Raw genomic sequence first — 13,004 nt, forward strand, 5'->3', positions numbered from 1 at the left:
AACCTAAACCCGGGGACTCCGTCGTGCCCGGGGGAAAGTGTCTTGACGTCGAGACAACTCTACACCGCGGCGGGTTCGTCCTTGACGAAGACGGTTCGGACGAGCAGCCAGGTCACCCAGAGCAGCGCGGCGTAGAGCGGGACGCCGGTGATGAGCTTGATGCCGGCGAGCAGTTCGACCTGCGCCGCCAGCCAGAGCGGGATCTCGAAGGCGAGCCGGAAGGCGAAGAGCCCGGCCCACATCCAGGTCGCCACGGTCAGCACACGGCGTTTCGCCGGGTCGTCCCGCCAGCCGTGACCGTCCTCGTCGCCCGGCACGAGCAGCCCGACGATCAGGCCGATCAGCGGCCGGCGCATCGCCAGGCTGACGAGGATCACCGCCAGGAAGACCGCGTTGATGACGATGCCGGGGATGAAGTTGCTCTCCGCGCGGCCGGTCAGCAGTGCGAGGCCAGCCGAGATCGCGACGCCGAAGATGCCCGCGAAGGACATCATGATCGACTGGCGCTGGAGCAGGCGGAGCACCACGAAGACGAGCCCGATCGCGACCGGGACGACGACGCTCGGCACGACCTCCTTCGTGATCGCGTAGACGATCAGGAAGGCGAAGCCCGGCAGTACCGACTCGGCGAGCCCACGGACGCCACCGACGGCCGTCAGCAGGGCCTTGCCGGACGGTGCCTCACCCGGGGCGACCTGCCCGATGCCCGCGTTCCGCACCGCGTCCCGGAGCTGGGCCTGCAGCGACAGGGGTTCGGCGCGCTCCTCGGCGAAGGGGTCCGGGGTGACCGCGTCGGGACGCGAGCGGTCGTCGTGGTCCGTCACCGGGCCTCCAGGCTGGTTCGTCGGGGCGGCCGCAGCCGCGTCAGATGGTCGACTGCGCCGACTTCGGCATGTGCAGCGGGATGAGGTCGCGCGGCGGCATCGGGGTCGTGCCGCGCACGACGACGACGCTGCGGAACAGTTCCTCGATGTCGGCGGAGTCGTCGGGCTGGTCGGCGGCCTTGCCGGCGATCACGCCACGGAGGAACCAGCGCGGGCCGTCGACGCCGACGAAGCGGGCCGCACGGACCCCGTCGGTGACGCCCTCGCCACCGACGACGGGCACCTGGGCGCGGAGTTCCGGGCCGAACGGTCCGTCGACCTCGGTCACGACCCCGCCCTGCTGCTGGATCTGCTCCGCGATCTGCGCGCGGATCTCGTGCCAGAGCCCGGTCGACCGCGGTGCGGCGAAGGGCTGCACCTGCAGGGTCGAGTCGTCGAAGTCGAGCCCGACGGCGACCACGCGCTGCGAGTCCTCTTCCACCTCGAGGCGGAGGTGGAGACCTTCGCGCGGCAGGATCTTCACGCCGCCGAGGTCCACGTACGGACGGACCAGGTTCGCCTCGGTCTCGTCGAGGGGGCCGTTGTCGCTGCGGTCGAGCGGTGCCGACTTGTCGGTCGACTCGGTGGCCAGGACCTCGTCGAAGCCGGCGTCGGCGTCGTCGGCGAGTTCGATCTCGGGCGAGGGCCCGCCGACCTCGACGTCGTCCGCCACGGCCTCGGCGACCTCGACCTCGTCGCGCTTGCGTCGTCCGATCCTCATGACCGCGTCCCTTCCAGACCCTGCTCGTGCATGTCGACGGGCGTTCCCGCTCCGTCGTTCCGTTCGGTGTCCCGCTCGGCGTCGACGACGTCGGCGGACCGCTGCTGACCGGTGCGGTCACCGTAGCCCGACGAACCGAAGCCGCCCTGTCCGCGCACGCTCTCCGGCAACGCGGTGACCTGCGTGAACGTCACGCGGGGCACCGGCATGACGATGAGCTGCGCGATCCGGTCGCCGACCTGGACCGCGTACGGCTCGGTGGCGTCCGTGTTGAGCAGCGCGACCCTGAGCTCGCCCCGGTACCCGGAGTCGATGGTGCCGGGTGCGTTCACGATGGTGATGCCGTGCTTGGCGGCGAGCCCGCTGCGGGGCACGACGAAGCCGACGTGCTGGTCCGGCAGGGCGATCGCGACCCCGGTGCCGACCAGGCGGCGTTCTCCGGGCGCGAGCACGAAGGACTCGGCGGACACCAGGTCGGCCCCGGCGTCACCGGGCTTGGCGAAGACGGGGGCGGTGGTGCCGGTCCAGAGGACGTCGACTGCTTCGGTCACGAGTCGAGGGTAGTGCAGACCGTGACCGATCCGTGACCTGCTCCGAGCACGCAGCGGCTCGTGGTCGAATGGAGGGGTGACCGTGTACCGCGAACGACTGTGGGCCCCGCCTGCCCTGTACCTGGCGACGGCGCTCGTCATCCCCGCGAGCCTGCTCGTCTTCCTCCCCATCAGTGCGACGGCCGGGGTCGCCGTCGCCATCGGCATGGAGCTCGGGGTGCTCGTCCTCCTGTGGGCACTCGCACCCGTCATCGAGGTGACGGACACCGAGTTCCGCGCCGGACGGGCCCACCTGCCACGCTCGGTCGTCGGCGAGGTCGCCGGGTTCGACGGTGCGGCGGCCACGAGCCAGCGCGGGCCGGAGCTCGACGCGCGCGCCTGGACGCTGTTCCGCGGCTACGTGCACGGGGTCGTCAAGGTCGAGGTCCGGGACCCCGCCGACCCGACGCCGTACTGGCTGGTGAGCGTCCGCGACCCGCAGGCCGTCACGCGCGCCCTGACGAGCGGCGCCACGCAGACGAACGGCCCCGGACCGGCCTGAACACGGATCCCGGTCCGACCGCGGATCCCGCCCAGACCTCGGACCCCGCACGTGCGGAACGGCCCGCATCCACTTGGATGCGGGCCGTTCCGGCGTTCGGTCGGTGTCTCAGAGTGCCGCGCACTCCATGCAGACCGGGCCGAGCTTCGTCTCGTGGTCGAGCTGCGAGCGGTGCTTCACCAGGAAGCACTCCACACAGGTGAACTCGTCGACCTGCGGGGGCAGGACGACGACGTCGAGGTCGACGTCGCTGAGGTCCTGGCCCGCGAGCTCGAAGCTGCCCGGGTTGTCAGAATCGTCGTCGACGACTCCCGACATCTTGTCGGGGACGCGCTCCTTGAGGGCCTCGATCGACTCCGAGTCAGAGTTGTCGTCGGTCTTCCGAGGGGCGTCGTAATCGGTGGCCATGCCCATCCATTTCTCGTATCGAGAGGTCGTCGCCGGATTCGGCGGCGACAGTTTGCACCACGGCCCGTCCGAGTGCAAACCGAGTACTCGAGCGGTGCGTTCTGGCCGTGCAACCCGGCGCGCGTCCCGCCCATTCCCACTGCCGGGGACCAGACGCGCGGCACGCCGGGTGCCTGCGGGGAAAGTGCTGCAGCGGCCTGCATACTCCTCGGGTACGACGCACGACCGTACGCAGGCAGCGGAAGGCGGAACCCATGCAAGACGTGAGAGTCATCGGAGTCGAATCCGGGTCACTGCTCCTGGCGACGGACGGCGGGACCGAGTTCCGGCTGCCCGTCACCGCGTCGCTCCCGGGCCAGGTCCGGCAGGCGAACCCCGACTCCGGGCCGCAGAAGCGCGTCTCCCCGAAGGACGTCCAGGCGCGGATCCGCAGCGGTTCCGACGCCGCCGACGTCGCCGCCGTCCTCGGGGTCGAGGTCGACTACGTCCGCCGCTTCGAGGGCCCCGTGCTCGCGGAGCGCGCGTTCGTCCTCGACGCCGCGCGTCGCGTCAGCGTGACCCCGGTCGACGACGAGTCGCCCGACACCTTCGGCGCGGCCATCACAGCCCGTCTCGAGTCCGGGGACGCCACCGACATCGCCTGGTCGAGCTGGAAGCACGCCGAGAACGGCTGGCAGGTGCAGGTCCGCTACACCGCCGCCGAGGTCGAGCACGACGCCCAGTGGCGCTTCGACCCGAAGACCGCGACGCTCGTGCCGGACAACGGCGACGCCCACCGCCTGTCGCACACCGAGGACGAGGGCATCGCCCCGCGCCTCCGCGCCGTCGAGTACGAGCGTCAGGACGAGGACGGCACCCGGTTCGACTCCGGTGCCTTCCACGTCGAGGAACCCGTCGCCGCCGAGGAAGCCGCTGCCCCCGAGGCCGTCGAGCGGACCACGCTGCGTCCCCCGCTCCCCCGCATCGGGACCTCGTACGTCGAGGAGCGCGCGCCCGGCAACGAGACCGCCGACCTGCTCGAAGCCCTCCGTCGTCGTCGCGGTGAGCGCGAGGCCGCGTCCTTCCCCGACCAGCAGGACGCCCCGCGTGGCCCGTCCGTCGGCCTCGTCGACCTGCCCGTCTCGCCCGAGGACGACTCGGACACCGCCCCGCAGCCGGAGGCCCGTCCCACCGCCGTCCCGGACGCCGACGGTCGCCGGAAGCGCAACCGCCGGGCGATGCCCAGCTGGGACGAGATCGTCTTCGGGACCCGCCCGGACGACGACACCGTCTGACCCGACCGACCTGCCAGGAGGCCCGTCCCACGTCCGTGGGGCGGGCCTCCTGTCCGTCTCGGGGCCGGCTGTCTCGGGGCCGACGGTCTCGGGACCAGCGTTCCGAGGCCGGCCGTGCCGGCTACTGGGCGAACGCGCCGGCGAGCCGCAACGGCACGAGCAGTTCGTCGTCGCTCATCGCCCCGTGCTGGCCGATCATCCGGCCGGGCTCGGTGCCGGCCCGGACGTCGCGGTCGTCGTTGAACGCCCACGACCCCTTCGCGACGAGCAGCACGTCACCGATGCGCGGCAGGACCGCGTCGTCGACCGGGCCGAACCAGCCGGCGGCCACCGCCTCGTCGCGGCTGGCGACCACCGCACGCTTGCCCAGCGACGCCCGGAACGCCTCGACGAGTGCCGACACGTCCGTCCCCGGCGCGACGGTCAGCTGCCGGCAGCGCGGGTCCCCGGCGACGCCGACGACGTCCACCAGCAGTGCGGGGTCCATCGCGACGTTGCCGTGCGGCGGGACGTCGAGCACGCCGTGGTCCGCCGTGACGAGCACCCCGACGTCCGGGGCCACCCGCGCGGCCAGTCGGGACAGTTCGGCGTCGACGAGCTCGAGCGCCGCGGTCCACCGGTCCGACTGCCAGCCGTGCTTGTGCCCGATCGAGTCGAGCTCGGGGATGTAGAGGTAGACGAGCTGTCGGCCGCTGCCGGTGGCGTCGAGCGCGGCGTCGACACGGGCCGGGATCGTGTCGCCGGCGACGAACCGTGCGCCGCCCAGCACGTTCGCCGTCATGCCGGAGGACCGGTAGCGGCTCGGGGCGACGACGACCGGGTCCACGCCGAGCCCGGACGCCGCGGTGAACACCGTCTCGGCGCGCAGCCACCCGGCGGGCACCTCGGTGTCCCACCCGCTGAGCAGGTTCATCACGCGCGACCCGTTCGGGTCCCAGCCGCTGTAGCCGACGACACCGTGCGTACCCGGCGGACGGCCGGTGGTCAGGGTGGTCAGGGCCGCGGCGGTCGTCGTCGGGAAGCCGCTGTACAGGCGCTTCTTCGTCGCGGTCAGGAACCGGGCGTGGCCGGCGCGGGCCGCGAGGGCGTTCGCACCGAGGCCGTCGACCAGCACGACGATCGCGGAACGGGCGGGACGGAGCGCGATCCGGGCCTGCCGACCGGTGTCCCGCAACCAGGCGTCGTCGGCGGCGCCCAGCGCGACCAGGCAACTCGGCAGCACGTCGGCGAGGTTCGCTGCGGCGTCGGGGGCCGTCGGTACGCTTGTTCCCACCCCCAGAGTCTTCCAGATCGAGCTGGGTCGGCAGGAAGGTGTCATGGCACGCACGGACGTCGTCGGGCTGCCCGACGGTGAGCGCATCGAGGACGTCGACGTCTCGGAGGAGATGCAGGGGTCGTTCCTGGAGTACGCGTACTCGGTCATCTACTCCCGCGCACTGCCCGATGCCCGCGACGGCCTGAAGCCGGTGCAGCGCCGCATCCTCTACCAGATGGCGGAGATGGGCCTGCGGCCGGACCGCGGCCACGTGAAGAGCGCACGCGTCACCGGTGAGGTGATGGGCAAGCTGCACCCGCACGGCGACGGCGCGATCTACGACGCACTCGTCCGGCTCGCGCAGCCGTTCACCATGCGGGTGCCGCTCATCGACGGCCACGGCAACTTCGGCTCGCTCGACGACGGCCCCGCTGCCGCCCGGTACACCGAGGCCCGCCTGGCCGAACCCTCGATGGCGATGACCGAGGGCCTCGGTGAAGACGTCGTCGACTTCGTCCCGAACTACGACAACCAGATCATGCAGCCGAGCGTGCTGCCGGCGGCGTTCCCGAACCTACTCGTCAACGGGGCCTCGGGCATCGCGGTCGGCATGGCGACGAACATGGCGCCGCACAACCTCGGCGAGGTCGTCGAGGCCGCGAAGCACCTGCTCGTGCACCCGCAGGCCACCCTCGACGAGCTGATGGAGTTCGTGCCCGGGCCCGACCTGCCCTCCGGCGGCACGATCGTCGGGCTCTCCGGGGTCCGCGACGCCTACGCCACCGGACGCGGCACGTTCCGCACCCGCGCGAAGGTCTCGGTCGAGAACCTCACCCCTCGGAAGACCGGGCTCGTCGTCACCGAGCTGCCCTACCTGGTCGGCCCCGAGCGGGTCATCGAGAAGATCAAGGACGGGGTGCAGTCGAAGAAGCTCGTCGGCATCTCGGACGTCAACGACCTGACGGACCGCAACCACGGCCTCCGGCTCGTCATCGGCATCAAGTCCGGCTTCAACCCGACGGCAGTCCTCGAACAGCTCTACAAGCACACCCCGCTCGAGGAGAACTTCGGCATCAACAACGTCGCACTGGTCGACGGTTCGCCCCGCACCCTCGGGCTCCGCGACCTGCTCGACGTCTACGTCAAGCACCGCCTGTCGGTCGTCACGCGCCGCACCCAGTACCGGCTGGCCCGACGTCGTGAGCGTCTGCACCTGGTCGAGGGACTGCTCATCGCGATCCTCGACATCGACGAGGTCATCCAGGTCATCCGCACCTCGGACGACTCCGAGGCCGCACGGAGCCGGCTGCGCGACGTGTTCGACCTGTCCGAGGTGCAGGCCGAGTACATTCTCGAACTCCGTCTGCGGCGCCTGACGAAGTTCTCGCGCATGGAACTCGAGGGCGAACGCGACCAGCTGCTCGCCGACATCGCCGCGCTCGAGGAACTGCTGGCCTCCGACGAACGACTCCGCGCCCAGGTCGCGACCGAGCTCACCGAGGTGTCCGAGAAGTTCGCCACACCCCGGCGCACCCTGCTCACCGAGGCCGACGCCCCGGTCCGCGGCGGACGGAAGGCCACGGTCGACCCGGAGTCGCTGCAGGTCGCCGACGCCCCGTGCCGGGTGCTGCTCTCGACGACCGGGCGGCTGGTCCGTGTCGACATCCCGGCGGCCGAATCCGGCATCGTGCACGTCCCGAAGCGCTCGAAGCACGACGCCGTCCGGTCGACCGTCGTCAGCACCGTCCGCGGGCAGGTCGGCGCACTCACGTCGACCGGGCGTGTCGTGCGGTTCTCCCCCGTCGACGTCCCCGCCGTCCCGCCCGCCTCGGTCCGGCTCGACGCCGGGGTCCGGGTCACCGAGTACCTCGGTGTCCCGAAGACCGAGACCGTCGTCGCCCTGGTCTCGCTCGACGCGTCCGTGGCCGACTCGGTCGCGATCGGCACCGCGCAGGGCGTCGTCAAGCGCGTCGTCCCGGCCGCCTGGCCCGACAAGCCGGACTTCCCCGCCATCGGCCTGAAGCCCGGCGACCACGTCGTCGGTGCCACCCAGGCGCCGGAGTCCGACGACCTGGTGTTCGTCACCTCGAACGCCCAGCTGCTGCGGTTCCCGGCCGCCGCGGTCCGACCGCAGGGGCTGCCGGCCGGTGGTGTCGCGGGCGTGTCGCTCGCCGGCGGTGCCAGCGTGATCTGGTTCGGCTCCGTCGCCGTCACCGAGGACACCGTCGTCGCCACCGTGTCGACCACCTCGAGCGCCCTGCCCGGCACCGACGCCGGCCGTGCCAAGGTGTCGGCGCTGACCGAGTTCCCCGCGAAGGGCCGCGGCACCCAGGGCGTCCGGGCGCACGCGTTCCTCAAGGGCGAGGACGGCATCACCGTCGCGTGGGCCGGCATCGCGCCCCCGCACGCGGTCGGCTCGGACGGCGCCGCCCGGACGCTGCCGGACTGGTTGTCGAAGCGCGACGGGTCGGGCAGCCCGCTCGACGCGGAGGTCGTCACCATCGGTGGCAGCGCTGCGGCGGTCGACGGGACGCGCGGCGAGGCCTGACGCGGGCGCATCCGCCGCCGGGCGAGACGCCTGCGCCGAGACGGACGGGAGGCGCGGTGCGGGCTCGCACCGCGCCTCCCGTCCGTCAGGCGGTCACGCCCACCGCCGGTCAGGCGTCGATGCGCTCGCGGTCCAGACCCTCGCCGGCCAGGATGAACTCCTTGCGGGGCGCGACGTCGTTGCCCATGAGCAGCTCGAAGACCTTCGCCGCGGACTCCGCATCCGACACGTTCACCCGGCGCAGGGTGCGGTGCGCACGGTCCATCGTCGTCTCGGCGAGCTGGTCGGCGTCCATCTCCCCCAGCCCCTTGTAGCGCTGGATCGGCTCGAGGTACTTCTTGTTCGACCGCTCGAGCTTCTTCAGCAGCGTCGCGAGCTCCTGCTCGGAGTACGTGTACAGCGTGTCGTTCGGCTTGCCCCGGTTCACGACCACGACCCGGTGCAGCGGTGGCACAGCGGCGAACACCCGGCCCTGCTCGATCATCGGTCGCATGTAGCGGAAGAACAGGGTCAGCAGCAGCGTGCGGATGTGTGCGCCGTCGACGTCGGCGTCCGACATGATGATGATCTTGCCGTACCGGGCCTGGTCGAGCTCGAACGTGCGACCGGACCCGGCACCGATGACCTGGATGATCGACGCGCACTCGACGTTCGACAGCATGTCCGACACGGACGCCTTCTGCACGTTGAGGATCTTGCCGCGGATCGGCAGGAGCGCCTGGTACTCGCTGTTCCGGGCGAGCTTCGCGGTGCCCAGGGCCGAGTCACCCTCGACGATGAAGAGCTCGGTGCCCTCGACGTCGTTCGACCGGCAGTCCGCCAGCTTCGTCGGCAGCGAGGAGTTCTCGAGCGCGTTCTTGCGACGCTGCGTCTCCTTGTGGGCACGGGCCGAGATCCGGGTCTTCATCTCGGCGACGACCTTCTCGAGGAGCCCGGCCGCCTGCGCCTTCTCGGTGCGCTGGGTCGAGGTGAGGATCTCCGTCATCCGCTTCGCCACGACCGAGTCGACGATGCGGCGGACGGCAGGCGTCCCCAGGATCTCCTTCGTCTGGCCCTCGAACTGCGGCTCCGGTAGCCGGACGGTGAGCACGGCGGTCAGGCCTGCGAGCACGTCGTCCTTCTCGAGCTTGTCCTGGCCGACCTTGAGCTTGCGGGCGTTCGCCTCGACCTGGGTGCGCACGGCCTTGACGAGACCCGCCTCGAACCCCGCTTGGTGCGTCCCGCCCTTCGGCGTGGCGATGATGTTGACGAAGCTGCGGAACACCGTCTCGTAGCCGTCGCCCCAGCGCAGGGCCACGTCGACCTCACACGTGCGCTCGACCTCGGTGGAGACCATGTGCCCCTTGTCGTCGAGCATCGGCACGGTCTCCTTGAACGTGCCGGAGCCCTGGATGCGCCAGACGTCGGTCTTCGCGCCGTCGAGGGCGAGGTGCTCGACGAACTCGCCGATGCCGCCCTCGTAGCGGAACCGCTCGATGACCGGACCCTGGTCGGCGGGGGCACTGGACGCACCGTCCGCGTCCGTCCCCGACAGTGCGGGTGCCGGCGCGGCCAGCGCGGCACGCTCCGCCGCGGCCCGGATCGACGCGGGCCGGGCGTCGGTGATGGTCAGCCCGAGCCCGGGCACCAGGAACGCCGTCTGACGCGCCCGGTTCACCAGGTCGCCGGTGCTGAACGCCGCGTCCTTCGTGAAGATCTGCCGATCCGCCCAGTACCGCACGCGGGTGCCGGTGACGCCCTTCTTCACCTTGCCGATGACGCGGAGTTCGCTGCCCGAGGTGAAGGGCGCGAACGGGGCGTCCGGGCCGATGCCCTGCGCGTCGTCGAAGATGCCGGGCTCACCGCGGTGGAACGACATGGCGTAGGTCTTGCCACCGCGGTCGACCTCGACGTCGAGGCGCTCCGACAGCGCGTTCACGACCGAGGCGCCGACCCCGTGCAGCCCACCCGAGGCCGCGTACGACCCGGAGCCGAACTTGCCGCCGGCGTGCAGCTTCGTGAACACGACCTCCACCCCGGTCAGACCGGTCTTCGGCTCGACGTCGACGGGGATGCCGCGGGCGACGTCGGAGACCTCGACCGACCCGTCCGCGTGCAGGATCACACCGATCTCGTCACCGTGTCCGGCGAGGGCTTCGTCCACCGAGTTGTCGATGACCTCCCACAGGCAGTGCATCAGCCCACGGGAGTCCGTCGAGCCGATGTACATGCCGGGACGCTTCCGGACCGCCTCGAGTCCTTCGAGGACGGAGAGATGCCGTGCGGAGTAGTCGGAGCTCACCTCCCGAGCCTACCGACCGAGACCGACACTGCCGGGGCGCCCGGCCGGTGTGCCTCGGCCTGGGGACAACCCTTGCGCGCAGAGCGAACGAGGGGGCTCAGGATGCCGGGCATCCAGCCAGGACGTGTTGGAATGGGTCCATTCACCGCACCGTACTGCGATCCGTGAGGAGCACAGCAATGACCCAGACCGTGCAGGACCTCCCCGTCGACGAACTCAGCAACAACCACCAGCTCACCGCGGCCGACCGTTGCGACAGCTGCGGTGCGCAGGCCTACATCCGCGCCACCATGGCCAGTGGTGAGCTCCTGTTCTGCGCGCACCACGGCGCAGAGTTCAAGGACAAGCTCGCCGCGACCGCGCTCGAGTGGCACGACGAGTCGTCGCGACTCCACGAGTCCAAGTAGGCGACACACCCGCAACGCACCGGAGGCCCGGTGCCGGTTCTGAGAACCGGCACCGGGCCTCCGGTGCGTTGCGCTGGCGGGCGGACCGGGCGCGTTGCCCTGGCGGGCGGACCTGGCGAGCGTCAGGCGATGCGCTTGAACGCCTTGTCGACGTACCGGTCGATGGTCGCGCGGGCTTCGCCGGCGTACCGGTCGATCGTCGCGGTCCGCGCCGGGTCCGGCGTGTAGCCGCGGCCGAGGCGGGTCGTCGCGGCCGCGAGGACACCGTCGGTCAGCTGCGGGTTGAGCGGCAGGACCGGTCCCTGGGTGTGCGTGCCGAAGGAGTTCCCGGTGAGCGCACCCTCGACCGGTGACCCGGCCTGGTTGCCGCCGCCGGAGACGACGTCGGCGAACGGCGACACGCCGTCGGCGAGCTCAATGCGTGCGGCGTGATCCTCGAAGCCGGCCAGCCGGGTCGATGCGCCCGACAGCAGCGGGTACCGGGTCTCGAGGACGAAGTAGTTCACCCGACGCTCGGCGCCGCGGACGGCCCGTGCGTCGAACACACCGAAGCCGTCGATCGGTGCACCGTCGGTCGGGACCACCTGGTTCGTGGCGAGGTCGAACCCGCCACCGACGGCCACGACCGGCACACCGGCGGTGGCGAGGTCGCGCAGCACGGCGCCGATCCGACCGACGTCAGATCCGAGCGAGCGCATCGCGCTGAGCGGACCGTTGCCGACCACGACGACGTCGGCCGTGGTGGGCAGGACGTCGCCGGGCGCGTACTCGACGACCTCCGTGGCGATGTCCGCAGCGTCCGCACGACGGACCAGGGCCGCGACGTTGCCGCGGTCTCCCGAGACCCCCATCTGGCGGGGGTAGACGTGCAGGATGGTCAGGCGATCGGCCGTCATGCGGTCTTCTCCATGTCCGGGTGGCCGAGGGCCTTCCGGGCGATCATCATGATCTCGTAGTTGACGATGAAGTTCTTCGTGCCGGTCGTCGTGGACCCGAGGCCCTGCATGTGCCGGATCGCGGACTCGACGTCCGGCTCGACGCGACCGATGCGGACACCGGCGTGCTCGAGTGCGACCGCGATCTGCCAGGCCTTGTCGCCCGAGACGACGTCCACGTGGTCGAGCTTCGAGAAGTCGATGTCGTAGATCCACGAGATGTCGGGCGTGCCCTCGTCGATCGCCATGAGGACCTGCTCCGGGTGCGCCGGCAGGGCGTCCAGGTTCAGCTGCAGGCTCGCCGCGTTCTTGAACATCGTGAACTCGGCCGACTCCCCCGCGATCGGCAGACGCTCGCCACGCCCGTAGGCCGGCTTCATCCGCTCGAACGCCTTGGTCACGGCGGCCGGACGGAACTGGTCGCCCAGCGCGGCACTGGCCGTCGCGGCGGCAGCGGCAGCGTCCACCGCGTAGTGCAGGCCGCGGGCCGGCAGGCGGACCGGGATCTCGGTGCCGGCGAACGCGATGGTCGCAGCGTCACCGGTGAAGGTCACGATCTCGGCGTCGGCGGTCGTCTGTGCCCGGTCGGCACCGGCGACGAAGTCGTCGGCGTTCTGCAGACCGTTCGGTGCGGCGGCGACGACGTCGGTGCTCGCGCCGAACCGCAGGACCCGCTGGGCGTCGACGGCCGAGTAGGCGTCGAGGAACTGGTCGTCGTGGTTCGTGATGACGTTCGCCGTCGACAGGGCCGCCGTGTCGAGCATCATCGTCGCGACGCGCTCGGTCTCGAAGAACCGGTAGAGCTGGTCGACCTGGACGTTGAGCATCGTCACCGTGGACGGCGACAGGATGCCGGCGAGCTCGACCGCGAAGGCCTCGTCGACCTCGAGGATCCCGATGTCCGCCTTGAGCTTGCCGCCCAGCGAGACCTCGGACAGCAGCGCCGACGCGATGCCCTGCGGCAGGTTCGCGCCGGACGGGTTCGTGAACACCCGGAGGCCGTGCGCCCGCACGATCTCCGAGATCATGTGGGTCGTCGTCGACTTGCCGTTCGACCCGAGCACGAAGACGACGCCGTTCGGGAACTGCCGCGTCACGTGCTGCAGGAAGTCCGGCACGAGCTTGAGGACGATGTAGCCCGGGTAGGCGGACCCCCCGCCCCGCGCTCGCGCGAGGGCACGGAGGATCCGCCCGACCAGGATCGGGACCACGAAACGCAC

Annotated in this window: 11 protein-coding genes and 1 pseudogene; 4 read left to right on the forward strand and 8 right to left on the reverse strand. The window is 71.2% G+C overall.

The annotated features are described in order from the left end of the window. Positions 1-59: 59 nt before the first annotated feature. The 3 genes and pseudogenes from JOD51_RS09270 to dut form a co-directional block, all read right to left on the reverse strand. Positions 60-824, reverse strand: a complete 765-nt coding sequence (locus tag JOD51_RS09270) for a DUF3159 domain-containing protein (RefSeq protein WP_204607994.1) — start codon at positions 822-824, stop codon at positions 60-62. A gap of 40 nt (positions 825-864) precedes the next feature. Next, positions 865-1,584 carry a DUF3710 domain-containing protein gene (locus tag JOD51_RS09275; protein WP_204607995.1) on the reverse strand — a complete coding sequence of 240 codons (720 nt, stop codon included), beginning with the start codon at positions 1,582-1,584 and terminating at the stop codon, positions 865-867. 122 nt (positions 1,585-1,706) lie between these two features. Beyond that, positions 1,707-2,135 (reverse strand): annotated as a pseudogene (gene dut / locus JOD51_RS17070) (dUTP diphosphatase); the annotation flags it as partial. 76 nt (positions 2,136-2,211) lie between these two features. Here dut and JOD51_RS09285 point away from each other — a divergent pair. Beyond that, positions 2,212-2,676: a DUF3093 domain-containing protein gene (locus JOD51_RS09285; protein ID WP_204607997.1), complete on the forward strand. Its 465-nt coding sequence runs from the start codon at positions 2,212-2,214 to the stop codon at positions 2,674-2,676. Between the two features lie 108 nt (positions 2,677-2,784). Here the strand turns inward: JOD51_RS09285 and JOD51_RS09290 are convergent, their stop codons facing one another. Continuing rightward, entirely contained in the window at positions 2,785-3,084 is a 300-nt protein-coding gene (locus JOD51_RS09290; RefSeq protein WP_110825450.1) for a DUF4193 domain-containing protein, read from the reverse strand. 254 nt (positions 3,085-3,338) lie between these two features. Between JOD51_RS09290 and sepH the strand changes: the two genes are divergently transcribed. Next, positions 3,339-4,358, forward strand: a complete 1,020-nt coding sequence (gene sepH, locus JOD51_RS09295; RefSeq protein ID WP_204607998.1) for a septation protein SepH — start codon at positions 3,339-3,341, stop codon at positions 4,356-4,358. A gap of 121 nt (positions 4,359-4,479) precedes the next feature. Here sepH and JOD51_RS09300 read toward each other — a convergent pair whose 3' ends face one another. Beyond that, complete coding sequence (locus JOD51_RS09300; RefSeq protein WP_259557005.1) at positions 4,480-5,631, reverse strand: alkaline phosphatase family protein; 1,152 nt, start codon at positions 5,629-5,631, stop codon at positions 4,480-4,482. Positions 5,632-5,674: 43 nt separating this feature from the next. Here JOD51_RS09300 and JOD51_RS09305 point away from each other — a divergent pair, with 43 nt between their 5' ends. Then, complete coding sequence (locus JOD51_RS09305) at positions 5,675-8,161, forward strand: DNA gyrase/topoisomerase IV subunit A (RefSeq protein ID WP_204608000.1); 2,487 nt, start codon at positions 5,675-5,677, stop codon at positions 8,159-8,161. Between the two features lie 109 nt (positions 8,162-8,270). On the opposite strand, the gene JOD51_RS09310 is transcribed toward JOD51_RS09305, so the two are convergent. After that, positions 8,271-10,442, reverse strand: a complete 2,172-nt coding sequence (locus JOD51_RS09310; protein WP_204608001.1) for a DNA gyrase/topoisomerase IV subunit B — start codon at positions 10,440-10,442, stop codon at positions 8,271-8,273. 179 nt (positions 10,443-10,621) lie between these two features. Between JOD51_RS09310 and JOD51_RS09315 the strand changes: the two genes are divergently transcribed. Continuing rightward, on the forward strand, positions 10,622-10,849 hold the full coding sequence (locus JOD51_RS09315) for a DUF7455 domain-containing protein (RefSeq protein ID WP_204608002.1): 228 nt from the start codon (positions 10,622-10,624) through the stop codon (positions 10,847-10,849). Between the two features lie 122 nt (positions 10,850-10,971). Here JOD51_RS09315 and JOD51_RS09320 read toward each other — a convergent pair whose 3' ends face one another. Together JOD51_RS09320 and JOD51_RS09325 are read right to left on the reverse strand one after the other, a co-directional pair. Further along, positions 10,972-11,745: a type 1 glutamine amidotransferase gene (locus tag JOD51_RS09320; RefSeq protein WP_204608003.1), complete on the reverse strand. Its 774-nt coding sequence runs from the start codon at positions 11,743-11,745 to the stop codon at positions 10,972-10,974. Further along, a complete protein-coding gene (locus tag JOD51_RS09325) occupies positions 11,742-13,004 on the reverse strand; it encodes a MurT ligase domain-containing protein (RefSeq protein WP_204608004.1) in 1,263 nt (420 codons plus the stop codon). Before JOD51_RS09325 ends, JOD51_RS09320 begins: the two co-directional genes overlap by 4 nt.

The organism is Curtobacterium herbarum (assembly GCF_016907335.1).
Taxonomy (GTDB): Bacteria; Actinomycetota; Actinomycetes; order Actinomycetales; family Microbacteriaceae; genus Curtobacterium; species Curtobacterium herbarum.